General features: G+C 71.7%; 15 protein-coding genes and 1 pseudogene. 7 read left to right on the forward strand and 9 right to left on the reverse strand.

Features of this window, described 5'->3' with window-relative positions:
* Positions 1 to 995: 995 nt before the first annotated feature.
* Positions 996 to 1,307, reverse strand: coding sequence for a MazG-like family protein (locus tag ABZU69_RS24010; protein ID WP_354966582.1), 312 nt, complete (start codon positions 1,305 to 1,307; stop codon positions 996 to 998).
* A gap of 261 nt (positions 1,308 to 1,568) precedes the next feature.
* Between ABZU69_RS24010 and gdhA the strand changes: the two genes are divergently transcribed.
* Positions 1,569 to 2,909 (forward strand): NADP-specific glutamate dehydrogenase, encoded by a 1,341-nt coding sequence (gene gdhA, locus ABZU69_RS24015; RefSeq protein WP_354966583.1) that lies wholly within the window; start codon positions 1,569 to 1,571, stop codon positions 2,907 to 2,909.
* Between the two features lie 146 nt (positions 2,910 to 3,055).
* The gene (locus tag ABZU69_RS24020) at positions 3,056 to 4,426 is read left to right on the forward strand and encodes a hypothetical protein (protein ID WP_354966584.1); all 1,371 of its coding nucleotides are present in this window, start codon (positions 3,056 to 3,058) and stop codon (positions 4,424 to 4,426) included.
* 68 nt (positions 4,427 to 4,494) lie between these two features.
* Here ABZU69_RS24020 and ABZU69_RS24025 read toward each other — a convergent pair whose 3' ends face one another.
* Complete coding sequence (locus ABZU69_RS24025; RefSeq protein WP_354966585.1) at positions 4,495 to 5,208, reverse strand: hypothetical protein; 714 nt, start codon at positions 5,206 to 5,208, stop codon at positions 4,495 to 4,497.
* Between the two features lie 514 nt (positions 5,209 to 5,722).
* Complete coding sequence (locus ABZU69_RS24030) at positions 5,723 to 6,154, reverse strand: VOC family protein (protein ID WP_354966586.1); 432 nt, start codon at positions 6,152 to 6,154, stop codon at positions 5,723 to 5,725.
* A 59-nt stretch (positions 6,155 to 6,213) separates the two neighbouring features.
* Here ABZU69_RS24030 and tsaA point away from each other — a divergent pair, with 59 nt between their 5' ends.
* Positions 6,214 to 6,642: a tRNA (N6-threonylcarbamoyladenosine(37)-N6)-methyltransferase TrmO gene (gene tsaA / locus ABZU69_RS24035; protein ID WP_354966587.1), complete on the forward strand. Its 429-nt coding sequence runs from the start codon at positions 6,214 to 6,216 to the stop codon at positions 6,640 to 6,642.
* 32 nt (positions 6,643 to 6,674) lie between these two features.
* On the opposite strand, the gene ABZU69_RS24040 is transcribed toward tsaA, so the two are convergent.
* Both ABZU69_RS24040 and ABZU69_RS24045 read right to left on the reverse strand, forming a co-directional pair.
* A complete protein-coding gene (locus ABZU69_RS24040; RefSeq protein ID WP_354966588.1) occupies positions 6,675 to 7,304 on the reverse strand; it encodes an MBL fold metallo-hydrolase in 630 nt (209 codons plus the stop codon).
* Entirely contained in the window at positions 7,301 to 8,389 is a 1,089-nt protein-coding gene (locus tag ABZU69_RS24045; protein WP_354966589.1) for an S-(hydroxymethyl)mycothiol dehydrogenase, read from the reverse strand. Before ABZU69_RS24045 ends, ABZU69_RS24040 begins: the two co-directional genes overlap by 4 nt.
* Before the next feature lie 182 nt (positions 8,390 to 8,571).
* Here ABZU69_RS24045 and ABZU69_RS24050 point away from each other — a divergent pair, with 182 nt between their 5' ends.
* Both ABZU69_RS24050 and ABZU69_RS24055 read left to right on the forward strand, forming a co-directional pair.
* Entirely contained in the window at positions 8,572 to 8,991 is a 420-nt protein-coding gene (locus ABZU69_RS24050; RefSeq protein WP_354966590.1) for a hypothetical protein, read from the forward strand.
* A 9-nt stretch (positions 8,992 to 9,000) separates the two neighbouring features.
* Positions 9,001 to 10,188 carry a low temperature requirement protein A gene (locus ABZU69_RS24055; protein WP_354966591.1) on the forward strand — a complete coding sequence of 396 codons (1,188 nt, stop codon included), beginning with the start codon at positions 9,001 to 9,003 and terminating at the stop codon, positions 10,186 to 10,188.
* Positions 10,189 to 10,209: 21 nt separating this feature from the next.
* Here ABZU69_RS24055 and ABZU69_RS24060 read toward each other — a convergent pair whose 3' ends face one another.
* Positions 10,210 to 11,094 carry an SDR family NAD(P)-dependent oxidoreductase gene (locus ABZU69_RS24060; RefSeq protein ID WP_354966753.1) on the reverse strand — a complete coding sequence of 295 codons (885 nt, stop codon included), beginning with the start codon at positions 11,092 to 11,094 and terminating at the stop codon, positions 10,210 to 10,212.
* 24 nt (positions 11,095 to 11,118) lie between these two features.
* Positions 11,119 to 12,573: pseudogene (locus ABZU69_RS24065) on the reverse strand (NAD(P)/FAD-dependent oxidoreductase); the annotation flags it as partial.
* A 113-nt stretch (positions 12,574 to 12,686) separates the two neighbouring features.
* On the opposite strand from ABZU69_RS24065, the gene ABZU69_RS24070 reads away from it, so the two are divergent.
* Entirely contained in the window at positions 12,687 to 13,346 is a 660-nt protein-coding gene (locus ABZU69_RS24070; RefSeq protein WP_354966592.1) for a TetR/AcrR family transcriptional regulator, read from the forward strand.
* 1 nt (position 13,347) lies between these two features.
* Here the strand turns inward: ABZU69_RS24070 and ABZU69_RS24075 are convergent, their stop codons facing one another.
* Complete coding sequence (locus ABZU69_RS24075) at positions 13,348 to 13,806, reverse strand: hypothetical protein (protein ID WP_354966593.1); 459 nt, start codon at positions 13,804 to 13,806, stop codon at positions 13,348 to 13,350.
* Positions 13,806 to 14,285: a hypothetical protein gene (locus tag ABZU69_RS24080; RefSeq protein ID WP_354966594.1), complete on the reverse strand. Its 480-nt coding sequence runs from the start codon at positions 14,283 to 14,285 to the stop codon at positions 13,806 to 13,808. Before ABZU69_RS24080 ends, ABZU69_RS24075 begins: the two co-directional genes overlap by 1 nt.
* 44 nt (positions 14,286 to 14,329) lie before the next feature.
* Here ABZU69_RS24080 and ABZU69_RS24085 point away from each other — a divergent pair, with 44 nt between their 5' ends.
* Positions 14,330 to 15,322: a WYL domain-containing protein gene (locus tag ABZU69_RS24085; protein WP_354966595.1), complete on the forward strand. Its 993-nt coding sequence runs from the start codon at positions 14,330 to 14,332 to the stop codon at positions 15,320 to 15,322.
* Positions 15,323 to 15,389 lie beyond the last annotated feature (67 nt).

Below are 15,389 nucleotides of genomic sequence, written 5' to 3' on the forward strand. Positions count from 1 at the left end.
GGCGTGCGCGGCGATCGGACCGGCGAACACGCCACCGGCGAACGCGAGACCAGCAACAGACAGCATGCTCTTACGAATGATCGTGTTCATGAGAGATCAGCTCCTTCAGGGGGGTAGACACCCACACGCCCGAGGGGAACGGCGCAAAGGTGCGAGCACCTCGTCCGGCGCTTTCAACAACACGGGGGAAAGTCATCGGTCGGCGGCCTACGCGCGGGGGGCTCGTGGCGCCGGGTCTGTGTGTAACGACCGCCAGACCGCGGGCATTCCGGGGGTGGCCCATCCATCGGCACCCCGGTGAGCGGGGGCTCCGTTCCAGCGGCCCCGGGTGAGGGGGTGCTGGTGCGGTCGGTCAGGGGTCTGCAACGACCGGCCACCCGCGGGCATTCCAACCCGGGCCCGGCTGCCATCCCAACCCTGTAGGGGGCGGGGTGCCGGGCCGCGGTGCTGCGATCGTCAGGGTGTGTAACGACCCCCGGCCCGCCACGATTCCACCCCACGGATGCACCGGGCCACAGGCCAGAAACCCTTATACCGGACATTCGGCGCGGGATCGCCGACGGTCTCGGGCGCCCGTTCGACCGCTTGGGGTTGATCGACTCGGTATCACCGATATCGGGCGATCCGGTCGCCCGGGACACCACGACATCGCTGACATCGCTGACCGCAAGTCGATCACGCCGAACGAGGCGAGCCCGGGCGAGGTGGTCAACGAGCGCTATACCTCAGAGGCATATTTATGCCTCACAGGTATATCGCTCACAACAGCGACCGCCCGGGAGGGCGGCGGGGCCGCATCCACGGCAGGACTGAGCGGGGGCGGCGAGCACCAGCGGGATGCAGCCCACTGCAGGGAAGTGCTGGACCGTCCGCAGGAACAAGGACCGGACGACGGTCGCCGCCGGGATGGGAGTCACCGCACGGCGGGCCCTACCCCATACCCGACGAATCCGGCACACCGGCCAAAGTCGGAATTTGGCATGCCGGGTACCCGGTCAGTCAGCGAGGCGGGAGCGGACCTTGGCGGCGCAGGAGTCCAACACCGACCGGGCATCCAGCCCCAGGCTCTCGATCGCCACCAGCGCCGTGAAGGCGACGTCAGCCAGTTCCGCTGCCACATCCTCGCGGGTGTGCGTGACGCCCTTGCGCGGGTTCTGCCCGAGCAGACCGATCCAGGCCGCCGACGCCTCCCCCGCCTCCTCGGTCAGCTTGAGGATGCGACAGGTCAGTTCCGTCTGCCCGGTGCCGTTCGCCGTGTCCAACCAGCTGCGCGACGCCCGGGCCGCCTCCCAGATCGACTCGTCCACGGCGACCAGTCAACCCGACCCGCCCACCGGGCCTCACAGCCGGGCCGCACAGCCGGGCCGCACAGCCGATCGGTGGGCGAGCCAGGTGAGGCCGGCACGCGCGCGGCCAGGGCGAACGCCGGGATGGAGGCGCCGGGGCAAGGACGGGCGGGCGAGCGGTGAACCGGACGGGGGCGGCGGGCCGTACTCCGGGGCGGCCGGTGGGTCGCGCCGGCACAGTGGCGGCGACGATGCCGCCGATACGGAAGGGACGTGCCGGTCATGCCGGAGGCCGTCGAGACGGTGTTCGCCAGTGTGGTTGCCCGCAATCCGGGCGAGCCGGAGTTCCACCAGGCCGTGCGGGAGGTGCTGGAGAGCATCGGCCCGGCGCTGGCCCGGCACCCCGAGTACGCCGAGGCGCGGATCATCGAGCGGATCTGCGAACCGGAACGACAGGTGATCTTCCGGGTGCCGTGGGAGGACGATCGTGGCCGGGTACAAATCAACCGCGGCTTCCGGGTGGAGTTCAACAGCGCGCTCGGCCCGTTCAAGGGTGGCCTGCGCTTTCATCCGTCGGTCTACCTGGGAATCGTGAAGTTCCTCGGCTTCGAGCAGATCTTCAAGAACGCGTTGACCGGCCTGCCGATCGGCGGCGGCGGCAAGGGTGGCGCGGACTTCGACCCGAAGGGGCGCTCGGACCGTGAGGTGATGCGCTTCTGCCAGAGTTTCATGACGGAGCTGCACCGACACATCGGCGCGCAGACCGACGTGCCGGCCGGGGACATCGGGGTGGGCAGCCGGGAGATCGGCTACCTGTTCGGCCAGTACAAGCGGATCACCAACCGCTACGAGTCCGGCGTCCTCACCGGCAAGGGGCTGGCGTACGGGGGTGCGCAGGCGCGCCGGGAGGCGACCGGGTACGGGGCGGTGTTCTTCGCCGAGGAGATGTTGCGGGAGAGCGGCGACAGCCTGGAGGGCAAGCGGGTCGTCGTTTCCGGCTCGGGCAACGTGGCGATCTACGCGATCGAGAAGGTGCACCAGCTCGGTGGGACGGTGGTGGCGTGCTCGGACTCCGACGGGTACCTGCTCGACGAGAAGGGCATCGACCTGGAGTTGCTGCGCGAGCTGAAGGAGGAGCGCCGCGGCCGGCTCGACGACTACCTGCGGCACGTGCCGCACGCGGTGGCCGTGGCCGACCGTACCGTCTGGGAGGTGCCCTGCGACCTGGCCCTGCCGTGCGCGACGCAGAACGAGATCGGCGGCGCGGAGGCCGCGGCGCTGGTGGCCGGCGGCTGCGTCGCGGTGGTCGAGGGGGCGAACATGCCGACGACGCCGGAGGCGGTGCGGATCCTCGGCCGGGCCGGCGTGCGGTTCGCCCCGGGCAAGGCGGCCAACGCCGGCGGCGTGGCGGTGAGCGCGCTGGAGATGCAACAGAACGCCAGCCGGGACTCGTGGACGTTCGCCCAGTCGGAGCAGCGGCTGCGGGAGACCATGCGGGACATCCACGCCCGCTGCTGGAGCACGGCCCAGGAGTACGGGCTGCCCGGCGACTACGTGGCCGGGGCGAACATCAACGGGTTCCGCCGGGTGGCCGAAGCGATGTTGGCGCACGGCCTGGTCTGAGCGGCCGGACAGTCGAGCCTGACCGGCCGGTCAGCGCAGCCATTGACTCTGGTCGACGGCGGTCCTAGGTTCAGGACGCTACCGGCCGGTAGGCAACCGTCCCGCCTGGTCGCCCGCGGGCGACATCCGTCCGATGGGGAGCATCGATGCTGTCCTCACCCGTTCGCACCCTCCGCCGCCTGCTCGCCGCCACCGCGACCCTGACCCTGGCGGTCGGGCTGGCCGGCGCCGCGCCGGCCAGCGCCACCGCCGACCGCGACCCGGGCGGCGGCCAGCCGCTGCCCGGGTACACCATCGAGAACCCACCGCTGGCGCCGCTCGTCGTGGCCGGCAAGCCGACGACGGTACGTCAGGGCGTGCACCGCCACGCCGGGTACGTCATCGAGGTCCCCGCCCGGTGGAACGGTGACCTGGTGCTGTGGGCCCACGGCTATCGCGGCCAGGGCACGGTGCTCTCACCGGAGCCGCCCGGCTTCGGGCTGCGTCAGCGGCTGCTCGAGCAGGGGTACGCCTGGGCGTCGTCCTCGTACGACCGTAACGGCTTCGACATCCGCTCCGGGGTGCTGGGCACCAAGGACCTCGCCGACCACTTCGGACGGACGGTCCGCCGGCCGCACCACACCTACCTGGCGGGAGTGTCGATGGGCGGGTACGTCATCGGCCGCTCGCTGGAGCAGTACCCCGGCTACTACGACGGCGCGTTGCCCATGTGCGGCGTACTCGGCGACCAGACACTGCTCGACTTCTACCTGGACTACAACCTGGTCGCTCAGTCTCTCGCCGGGGTGTCGGCCTATCCCACGCCGACCGACTACCTGACCAACGCGGTGCCCCGCATCCAGGTGGCCCTCGGACTGGCGGGGCTCACCCCCACCGGGCCGGACACCACTACCGACCGGGGCAAGCAGTTGCGCGCGATCACGGTGAACCGTTCCGGCGGGCCGCGCCCCGGCGCCGACGCCGCGTTCGCGGTCTGGAAGGACTTCCTCTTCTCGATCAGCGTCACCAGTGGCGGCGACTCCCCCGCCCAGCGGCCCGGTCAGCTCTCCACCAACCTGCTCACCCGCTACAGCCCGAACAGCCCGGTCAACGTCAACGCCACGGTGCCGCGGGTCGCCCCGGAGAACGTCTGGCAGCGGCTCCTTCCGACGCTGACCGAGGTGCCCCGCATCGCCGGCCGCTCCACCGCGCCGGTGCTCACCCTGCACGGCCTCGGTGACCTGTTCGTACCGTTCAGCATGGAGCAGGCGTACGCCACCGACGTGGCACGGCACGGACGCAGCCGGCTGGTGGTGCAGCGGGCCATCCGGGCCACGCAGCACTGCGAGTTCACTCCGGCCGAGGCCGGCGCCGCCTGGGATGATCTGGTGTCCTGGGTACGCACCGGCGAGCGCCCGGCCGGCGACACCGTGACCGACCCGACGGTGGTGGCCCGTCCCGACTACGGCTGCCGGTTCAGCGATCGGGCCGCGTACGCCGCCGGGGTCGGCACCCGGCGCCTCTACGCCGCCTGCTGAGGTACCTGGACACGACGACGCCGGCCGGCCCCCTGTTCGGGAACCGGCCGGCGTCGTGTGCGCGGGTGTCACCAGAGCTGCTGGACGATGTCCGCCGCCTGCTCCTCCCACTGCGCGTACGCGTACGGGAACGCGGAGACCTGGACGGTCTGCGCCGCGGTGGTCAGCGGCAGCTCCTGCCAGCCGCCCACGTTCTTCAGCGCGCTGAAGAACGCCGTGGCGGAGTACTCCGGGTCGGTGATCTGCTCGGGCGTACCCCAACCGGACGACGGGCGCTGCTGGAACAGGCCCTGCGAGTCGTGGTCGTTGTACGCGCCGAGGTGGCCGAGGTTGTACAGCTTCGACTCCTGCAACGAGGTGGCGACGCCGATCACCGCGCCCCGGTCTCCGACACCGGTCTTCTTGGCCGTGTCGACGATGGCCCGGGCGTTGGCCAGCTGCGCGTCGTCGAGCGGGATGCGCGACTGGGCGCCTTCGATGCCGTGCGGAATGAGCTCCTCGCGGCTCGGCTTGCCAGCCGGCGGCTTGCCGGTGGCGGAGCCGGTGGTCAGCCCCGATTCGACGGGCTGGTCGGCCTGGCGGGCCGTGGTGGCGGCCTTGCCGGTGGCGAGGTCGATGGCGGCCACGGCGCCCTGGTGCGGCCCGGAGGTGACCGGGGCGGCGGCCGCTGTCGGCGCGAGTGCCAGGCCACCGAGGGCGGCCACACCCACAATGCTCAGCGCGGTCTTGCGGTACGAGTCCTTAGCGATGGCGGGGAGCCATCGAGTGAAGTCGGCCTTCACGATGGTTGCCCTTTCGATCGTGCGGAGCGCTCCGGGGTGAACACTCCTCGGGAGATGACCGCGGAAAGGGTTTGGGCTCCGGCGGTACGGGGGACACAACCAGGTCCACGTGTCGGGCATTCCGGAAATGCCAGGGCCCCGCGCGGCTGCGGTCCGGGTCACCCCCGGAATCGGACAGGTCGACCTTTCGCCTCCGAGGCCCCGCACCGGGTGACAGAGGGTGGTCTTCGCAGTCACGCGCCACACCCACCCAGCAGCCTTTGCTCTGCTTCAACAGACGCAACAGTCACGGACCGTGCTGACGGTTAGACACTCCCGAAGAGGCCCGAAATCGCCTTTGGGCAGCTCAAGGGACGTGTTGCGTCCGTTGAAGCAGAGCAAAGGGCCCGACACCGGTGGCGTGCAGGGCGGCGGGTGAGGGTGGCGCGTGGGTCACGGCTAACGGTGCGTGATCGGCCCAACATCTCACGCAGGGTGATTTCGAGCCCTGAGCTCAGTCGTTGCCGTCCCGAGCTCAGTCGTCGCCGTCCGGCGTACGCAGCTCCTGAAAGATGGTGATCTGGAGGTCGGCCGGTGCGTCGAGGCGGGCGTTGAGGGAGTCCCAAGGGGTACGGGTGGGCGGCGCGATCTCGGTCGCACCGGCGGCGACAAGCCGGGCGGTGGTCGCCTCGGTGTCGTCCACCTCGAAGGCCACCCGGATGCGCGGCGCGACCTGCCGGCCCACCTCGACCTCGTCGATCATGCGCTTCTGCGCCGGGTTCGCGATCTCCAGGGTGGCGCGGCCGGCGTCCAGGATCACCACCCGGGCATCTCCGTCGCCGCTGAACGCCGCCTCCTCGGGCAGGCCGAGCGCGTCGCGGAAGAACGCCACGGCGGCGTCGTGGTCGGCCGCCTCCACCACGAGTCGCAGCTGACGGACAACGGGTGCGGGTTGCTCGGCGGCCATGAGCGGGATCCTAGCGCCGGCCGGCGGCGCTAGATTGGGACCGTCCCGAAGGGAGCGACATGGTCGAAGGCCAGAGCGACGACGCGTACCTGCTGCGCCCGGTCGGCCGGGTCTCGTCGCCTCTGACCGACGCGGCGAGTGCGCCGAGGCAGGGCGATGAGGGCGCGCCGGACGCCTGGCTGGTCTTCGACCCGCAGGTGGAGCGCGCACTGGACGACGTACGCGTCGACGCGGAGCTGCTGGTGCTGACCTGGTTGGACCGGGCCCGACGGGACATCCTCACGGTGCACCCGCGCGGGGACGAGACACGGCCGGAGACCGGCGTCTTCAGCACCCGCTCCCCACACCGACCCAACCCGATCGGGCTGCACCGCGTCCGGGTGCTGGCGGTGGACGGGCTGCGCGTCCGGGTGGCCGACCTGGAGGCGCTGGACGGCACGCCGGTGCTCGACGTCAAGCCGGTGCTGGGCGCGGCCGACGAGCGCTGACGCGCCGGCCCGGCCCGGCCAGCCGACCGTGCTCAGTGGCCTCGGGCCAGCCACTCCTCGAGGTGCGGCGCCTCCGCGCCGATCGTGGTGTCGTCGCCGTGCCCGGTGTGCACGACCGTCTCCGGGGGCAGGGTGAGCAGCCGGGTGCGGATCGATCGGACGATGGTGTCGAAGTCGCTGTACGAGCGGCCGGTGGCACCCGGGCCGCCAGCGAAGAGCGTGTCGCCGGTGAACACCACGCCCAGTTCCGGCGCGTGGAAGCTGCACGCGCCGGGGCTGTGCCCGGGAGTGTGCAGCACCCGCAACGCGGTGCCGGCCACATCGATCTCCTGGCCGTCGTGCAGCTCGCCGTTGGGCGGCAGCTGGGGGTGGACCATGTCCCAGAGCACCCGGTCGGCGGTGTGCAACAGCACTGGCGCGCCGGTGGCCATGGCCAGCTCGGGTGCCACGCGGACGTGGTCGTCGTGCGCGTGGGTGGCCAGGATCGCCCGGACCCGCCGGTCACCCACCACGGCGAGGATCGCGGCCACGTCGTGCGGCGCGTCGAGGACGACGCACTCGCTGTCGTCGCCCAGCACCCAGACGTTGTTGTCCACGTCGAACGTCTGCCCGTCGAGGGAGAACGTGCCGGTGGTGACCGCGTGCCCGACGCGGGCGCTCACGGGAACACCACCACCGAACGGAGCACGTCGCCGTTGTGCATCCGGTCGAACGCGTTCTCGACCTGGTCCAGCGCGATCTCCTCCGTGACGAACGCGTCCAGGTCGAGCCGACCCTGGAGGTACAGCTCAGTCAACATCGGGAAGTCCCGGCTGGGCAGGCAGTCCCCGTACCAACTGGACTTGAGGGCGCCGCCGCGACCGAAGACGTCCAGCAGCGGCAGCTCGATCTTCATCTGCGGCGTCGGCACGCCCACCAGCACGACGGTGCCGGCCAGGTCCCGCGCGTAGAACGCCTGCTTCCACGTCTCCGGTCGACCGACCGCGTCGATCACCACGTCGGCGCCGAAGCCGCCGGTGGCGGCGCGGATCGCCTCGACCGGGTCGGTCTCCGAGGCGTTCACGGTGTGCGTGGCGCCGAACCGGCGAGCCCAGTCCAGCTTGCGGGAGTCGGTGTCCACGGCGACGATCGTCGTGGCGCCGGCGAGGGCCGCTCCGGCGACCGCCGCGTCGCCGACGCCACCGCAGCCGATCACGGCGACCGAGTCGCCGCGGGTGACGTTGCCGGTGTTCATGGCCGCACCCAGGCCGGCCATCACCCCGCAGCCGAGCAGCCCCACCGCGGCCGGTCGGGCGGCCGGGTCCACCTTCGTGCACTGTCCGGCGTGTACCAGGGTCTTCTCAGCGAACGCGCCGATGCCCAGGGCCGGTGCGAGCTCGGTGCCGTCGGTGAGGGTCAACCGCTGGCTGGCGTTGTGGGTGTTGAAGCAGTACCAGGGGCGCCCACGGCGGCAGGCCCGGCAGACCCCGCAGACCGCCCGCCAGTTGAGCACCACGAAGTCGCCCGGGGCGACGTCGGTGACGCCCTCGCCCACCTGCTCGACGATGCCCGCCGCCTCGTGGCCGAGCAGGAAGGGGTAGTCGTCGTTGATGCCACCCTCGCGGTAGTGCAGGTCGGTGTGGCAGACCCCGCAGGACTGGATCCGGACGATCGCCTCACCGGGACCGGGATCGGGCACCACGATGGTGGTGACCTCAACCGGCGCGCCCTTGCTGCGGGAGATGACTCCCCGGACTTCCTGGCTCACTTCGCCTCCTGCTGGTGATCTGCGGCGGGGTCGGGTGCCGGGCTGGCGGGTGGCCGGGCCTGGCGGTGAGCCCCTCGCGAACCTACCGCGATCACCACGGCCGGCCCAGTCGGCTCAACGGGTTATCGCGGGCCGCGGCGGGTACGCGGGCCGCATTCGGACCACGGCCACCGGGAGTGATCATGAAACTGGCGCATCTGCCGCTGCGGGTCAGCATCGGCGCGTTCTTCCTCAACTCTGGTCTGAGCAAGCGGACGCTCGAGGGCGACGCCGCGCAGGGCCTGCACGGGATGGCGGTCGGGGCCATTCCGCAGCTCGGCCAGTTGGAGCCGGCGCGCTTCGCCAAGCTGCTGTCGTACTCGGAGATTGCCCTGGGGGCCGCGTTGCTGGCCCCGTTCGTGCCGACCACCCTGGCCGGGCTCGGCCTGACCGCGTTCGGCGCGGGCCTGGTGCAGCTGTACCTGCAGACGCCGGGGTTGCGCGAGGCGGGTAGCGTACGCCCGACCCAGCAGGGCACCGCGCTGGCCAAGGACGTCTGGCTGCTCGGCGCCGGGCTGACCCTGGTGCTGGAGGGCCTCACCCACGGCCGGAGACGCCACTGAGGAGCCGCGTTGACCCGTTCGCCATCGGTGCGGCCGTTCTACCGGCCGATGAGGCCCCGTCACCGGGATGAGCCGCACCGCTCGGCCACCCCGCTGGAGCTCTTCTTCGACCTGTGCTTCGTGGTGGCCGTGGCGCAGGCCGCCGGCAGCCTGCACCACGACGTCTCCGAGGGTCACTTCGGTCACGCGGCGGTCAGCTACGCGATGGTGTTCTTCGCGATCTGGTGGTCGTGGATGAACTTCACCTGGTTCGCCTCGGCCTACGACACCGACGACGACGTCTACCGGATCACCGCACTGGTGCAGATCACCGGAGCGTTGATCCTGGCGGCCGGGGTGCCGCGCGCCTTCGCCGACGGCGACTTCACCGTCATCACGTACGGGTACGTGGTGATGCGGTTGGCCGCCGTCGTGCAGTGGAGCCGAGCGGCCGCCGGCGACCGGGCGCACCGCGCGGCGGCACGCCGCTACGCGATCGGCGTGACCGTGGTGCAGGTCGGCTGGTTGCTGCGGCTGGCGCTGCCCGACGAGTGGGGCATCGCGTCGTTCGTGCTGCTGGGGCTGGCCGACCTGCTGGTGCCGGCGGTGGCCGAGCGGCCCGGAATGACCCCGTGGCATCCCCGGCACATCACCGAGCGGTACGGGCTGTTCACCCTCATCGTGCTCGGCGAGGTGGTGCTGTCGGTGTCGGTGGCGATCCAGACCGAACTGGACAGCGGTGGACGCGACCTCTGGTCGCTCGCGGCGGCCGGGGCGGTCATCGTGTATGCGCTCTGGTGGCTCTACTTCGACCAGCCGATCGAGGCGCCCGACCGGCTGCCGTACTCGCTGGTCTGGGGCTACGGCCACTATCTGATCTTCGCGGCGGTCGCGGCGGTCGGCGCGGGCCTGGTCGTGGCGGTGGACCACCAGCGGCACATCGGGCACATCTCCGGATCCGCCGCCGGGTACGCGGTCGCCGTACCGATCGCCGTCTACCTGCTCACCGTCTGGGTGCTGCACGTCCGCCGGAGGCAGCACGGCGCGGTGGTCGTCGCCTTTCCGGTCGTCGCGCTGCTGGCGCTGCTCGCGCCACTGGGTCCGCTTCCGGTGCACGTGCTCGCGCTCCTGCTCTTCGCCCTGGTGGCGCTGACGGTGGTGCTGCGCCGGCGTGACGTCCTGCCGACCTCGGCGCCGGCCGACGCCGACCCGGCCTGAGTCACCGCGAGATCAGCGACGTCAGCCGCGGCGGGCGTCGGCGGCCGGCACCGTGCTGGTCGGCGGTGCGGGGCGGACGACGCCGCGGTTCAGGCCGGTGACCAGCAGCCGGTTGTACGAGGCCGGCAGGACCCGGGCCAGCAGATCGGGCAGCTTCGCCGACCAGCCGATCAGCACCCGGCCCCGGCGGCGCTCGACGCCCCGCAGGATCACCTCGGCGGCCCGTTCCGGCGCGATGGTGAGCAGCTTCTCGAACTGCGCCCGGCCGGCCGCGTACTCCTCGATCGAGACGCCGCTGCCGACGCGGGCGTTCTCGGTGATCCGGGTGCGGATCCCGCCCGGGTGCACCGAGGTCACCCCGATGCCGTCCTCGACCAACTCGTGGCGCAGCGCCTCGGTGAAGCCGCGCACCGCGAACTTGCTCGCCGAGTAGGCGGTCTGCCCGGCCGGCGCGATCAGCCCGAACAGGCTGGAGACGTTGACCAGGTGGGCGCCCGGCTCCGCCTTGAGGGTGGGCAGCAGCGCGTGTGTCAACTGCGCCACGGCCCGGAAGTTGATGTCGATCACCCAGCTGAACTCGTCGAACGTCACCTGGTCGAACCGGCCACCGAGGCCGACACCGGCGTTGTTCACCAGCAGCCGGACCCGCGGGTGCCGTTGACCGATCTCGACGGCCACCCGGGCGGTGGCCGCCGCGTCGGCGAGGTCCACCAGGTAGGTGTGCAGCTGACGGTCGGGGTGGTCGGCCCGGATGGCGGCGGCGACCGCGTCCAGCCGCTCGGCGTCGCGGTCCAGCAGGACCAGGTCGCTGCCCCGGCGGGCGAGCGCGTGCGCCAGCGCGGCGCCGATGCCGCTGGCCGCGCCGGTGACCACGGCCGTCCCGCCGACGAAGTCGAATCTCTGCACGACCGGTGCTCCTCTCCTGGCGGCCCCCGAGCGGGAGAACCGCACACCCTCGTCGGTGAGCCGGCCGTGCCGCATCAGCAGCACGTCGCGGGCGTAGTTCTGATACAGCCGCCACGGTGCGGTGGCGCCCTGCTTGGGCAGCGCGTCGACGCTGCGCAACACGTACCCGGAGCGCAGGTCGATGAGCGGCACCCGCTCGTCGTCGGGCGGCGGGAGCGGGGTGACGACGTGCTGGCCGGTGCGGTCCAGGTGGCGCAGCAGCCGGCAGACGTAGCCGGCGACCAGGTCGGCCTTGAGCGTCCACGAGGCGTTGGTGTAGCCGATGGTGAACGCGAAGTTCGGCACGCCGGAGAGCATCATGCCCTTGTAGGCGACGGTGCCGGCCAGGTCGACCTCGGCGCCGTCCACGCTGAGTGTCAGGCCACCGAGGGCGAGCAGGTTGAGCCCGGTGGCGGTGACCACGATGTCGGCGGGCAACTCGTCACCGGAGGCCAGTCGGACGCCGTCCGCCGTGAAGGTGTCGACGGTGTCGGTGACCACCGACGCCCTACCCTGCCGCAGGGCGGTGAACAGGTCGCCGTCGGGCACCACGCAGAGCCGCTGGTCCCACGGGTCGTAGCGGGGGGAGAAGTGCCGGTCGATGTCGTACCCGACCGGCAGCCGGCCCTTCGCGCCCCTGCGCAGCAGCCGCTTGACCAGCCCGGGCGCGCGCCGGCTGAGCTGGAAGTTGATGGTGGACAGCAGCACGTTCTTCCAGCGCACCACGGGGTACGCGGCCTTCGCCGGCAGCCCGCGCCGCAGCGCGTCGGCCAGGACGTCGCGCGAGGGCAGCGCGATGACGTACGTCGGTGAGCGCTGGAGCATGGTCACGTGGGCGGCCCGCTCGGCCATCGCCGGCACCAGGGTGACCGCGGTGGCGCCGCTGCCGATCACCACCACCCGCTTGCCGGTGTGGTCGAGGTCGTCCGGCCAGTGCTGCGGGTGCACCAGCCGCCCGGCGTACTCCCCGACGCCGGGCAACTGCGGGGTGTATCCCTCGTCGTAGCGGTAGTAGCCGGCGCAGGCGAACAGGAACGAGCAGGTCAGCACGGTCGTCTCGGCGGTGTCGACGCGCTGTGCGTGCACCGTCCAGCGGGCGGTGTCGCTGTCCCACTCGGCACGCAGCACCCGGTGCCCGAAGCGGATGTGCCGCTGCACGTCGTACTCCCGGGCGGTCTCCCGGACATACTCGCGAATGGCCGCGCCGTCGGCGATGGCCTTCGGGTCGGTCCACGGCTTGAAGGAGTAGCCGAGGGTGAACATGTCCGAGTCGGACCGGACGCCCGGGTAGCGGAACAGGTCCCAGGTGCCGCCGATGGCGTCGCGTGCCTCGAGCACCGCGTACGTCTTGTCGGGGCAGTCGCGGCGCAGGTGGCAGGCGCCGCCGATGCCGGACAGGCCGGCTCCGACGATGAGCACGTCGACGTGGTCGGAGGTCATGGCGTTCCCTCCATCCGGGGCAGTGGACGGACACTATCCACCGCCGTCGACAGCAGTCAACACCCTGTCGAGTGCCGTCGACAGGGTGTCGAGTTCGGGTAGCATCACCGGCCATGACGACCGCGCGTACCGGGAGGGCGAGCCCGCGCGGTCGCCGCGCCGCCCGTTCCACCGGCGACGACCGGGAGACGGCGATCCTGGCCACCGCCGAGCGGCTGCTGGAGCACAAGGCGTTCGGCGACATCTCGATCGACGACCTGGCCCGGGGTGCGGGCATCTCCCGGCCGACGTTCTACTTCTACTTCCCGTCCAAGGACGCCGTGCTGCTGACCCTGCTGGACCGGGTCACCGAGGAGGCCGACGCGGCCGCCGGAGACGTCCTGGTCCGGCTCGCCGAGGACCCGCGGGCCCGGTGGCGGGAGCTGATCCAGCGGTTCCACGAGACGTTCGGCGCGCACCGCGCGCTGGTGCTCGCCTGTGCGCAGGTCCGTGGCACCAACGCCGAGGTACGCCGGCTCTGGGCGGCGGTGCTGGAGCGCTGGGTGCAGGCGATCGCGGCGGCCATCGAGGCGGAGCGGCGACGCGGCGCGGCCCCGGACGGGTTGCCCGCCCGGGACCTCGCCATCGCGCTCAACTCGATGAACGAACGCGTCTGGTACGCCACCTTCGCCGGCGACGGGCCGGCGGTCGACGAGCGGGACGTGGTGGACGTGCTGCTCGACCTCTGGCTGGTCGGCATCTACCGCGACACGACTCCCCCGCCGTCGACCTGAGCTACTCCGCCGCCTTGGTGAACGTCATGATCCAGTTGGTCTCCCAGGTGCGCTCGCCGTCGACGGAGAACGCCTGCTCCCAGCGCGCGGTGGTCGCGGTGATCTCCGACCAGATGAACCGGCACCGCACCGGACGTCCCTCGTGCTGGTCGTCGGCGTAGAGACGGCCGACACCGTCGACGAAGCGGCCCACCATCGGCGGCTGCTCCAACTCGCCGCGACCGCTGTTCATCCAGTAGATCGACCACTGCTCGGTCGCCGGGTCGAAGAGCCGGATCGTGGCGCCGGAGAAGCCCTTGGTCGGAAAAACGATCTCGTCGAAGTGGCCGCCGCCGCCGAAGAAGCCGTGCGCGACCGACACCCCCGGAAACTCCTCCCACTCGTCCGAGCCGACCAGCCGCTTGCGCAGCCGCCGGTTCACCACGTTCCAGGTGCCCACAAAGAAGTCGAAGTCGCCCATCAGCGGCCCACCGGCCCTTCCGCTCGCGTGTCGTGCAGATAACCGGTCAGATCGGGGCTCTCCGGCACCAGCATGTGCCGGACCCAGGCGGCCCGCTCGTGCTCCAGCACCGCCAACTCCCAGACGCAGCCCACCGCGGGGCGGCGCAGCTCGACGAAGTGTGCCGGATCATCGTCAGGGCAGTCCAGTGCAGGCTGCCCGGCCGCCGCGGTGCGCACCTCCAACGCGTTGTCCCACACCCAGGTGTACGCCAGCAGGTAGGCGCCGGTGTCCGCGCCCCGATGCAGCACCACCCAGCCGGCGGCCGGGGTGCCGTCATCCGGCACGTCGGCGAGCAGCGCGGGCAGCAGGTCGTACGCGGCCTTCTCCACCTCCGGCTCGATCGGCCGTTCCGGCTGGTCGATGTGGTAGCGCTTGAGCTGTCGGCCGTCCACCATGACCGGTCCCGGCGTTCGTAGATCCTTGTCGCGAAAAGCCATGCCGGGACGGTAGAACGACTCCCCTGACAGCTAGTGTCAGTGAAGTGCGGGCCAGTCGACTTCTCTCCCTCCTGCTGCTGCTCCAGTCGCACGGCCGGCTCACCGCCGCGCAGCTCGCCGAGCGGTTGGCCGTCTCACCGCGGACGATCTACCGGGATGTGGAGTCGCTGCACGCCGCCGGCATCCCGCTCTACGGGGAGGCCGGGCACGCCGGCGGCTACCAACTGGTCGACGGGTGGCGGACGCGGTTGACCGGCCTGACCGCCGAAGAGGCCGACCGGCTCTTCCTGGCCGGGCTGCCTGGGCCGGCCGACGAGCTGGGCTACGGCGACGTGGTGGCCGCGCTGCAACTCAAGCTGCACGCCGCGCTGCCCGCCCCACTGCGCGACCGGGCCACCCAGCTCCAACAGCGCTTCCACCTTGACACACCCGGCTGGTACGCCGACGGCGACGCGTCCCCCGAGCTGGCCCGCACCGCCGAGGCGGTCTGGCGGCAACACCGCGTCGAGGTGCGCTACCGCAGCTGGAACGGCGAGGTGACCCGGGTGTTGGAGCCGTACGGCCTGGTGCTCAAGGGCGGCCGGTGGTACGTGGTGGCCGACCGGCCCGGCCGGGGCGCCCCGGCGACCTACCGGGTCAACCAGATCCTCGCACTGACCCCCCTCGCCGAGGAGTTCGACCGCCCGCCCGACTTCGACCTGCCGGCCTGGTGGCGCGCGCACGTGGTGCAGTTCCGGGCCCGGCTGCACCAGGACGAGGCCACCGTGCGGCTCTCCCCGGGCGGCCGGGAACGGCTGCGGGAGATCGGCAGCGATCCGGTGGTGGCAGCGGTGGACGCCAGCGCCGGGCCACCGGACGCCCAGGGCTGGGTGACCGCGGCGCTGCCGATCGAGTCGCTCACCCACGCACACGGTGACCTGCTCCGTCTCGGCGCCGACGTGGAGGTGCTGACCCCGGTCGCGCTGCGCGAGCGACTCGCCGCCACGGCGGCCGGACTGGCCGCCCTCTACGCCCGCAGCGAGCAGCCGGCACGGTAACGGCACGCGCCACTTCTTCCACAATGGAAGATCCACGGGGCATCGACTGTCGGCGCGGTGTGCCACC

Source organism: Micromonospora sp. NPDC005206, from assembly GCF_040608175.1.
Taxonomy (GTDB): Bacteria; Actinomycetota; Actinomycetes; order Mycobacteriales; family Micromonosporaceae; genus Micromonospora.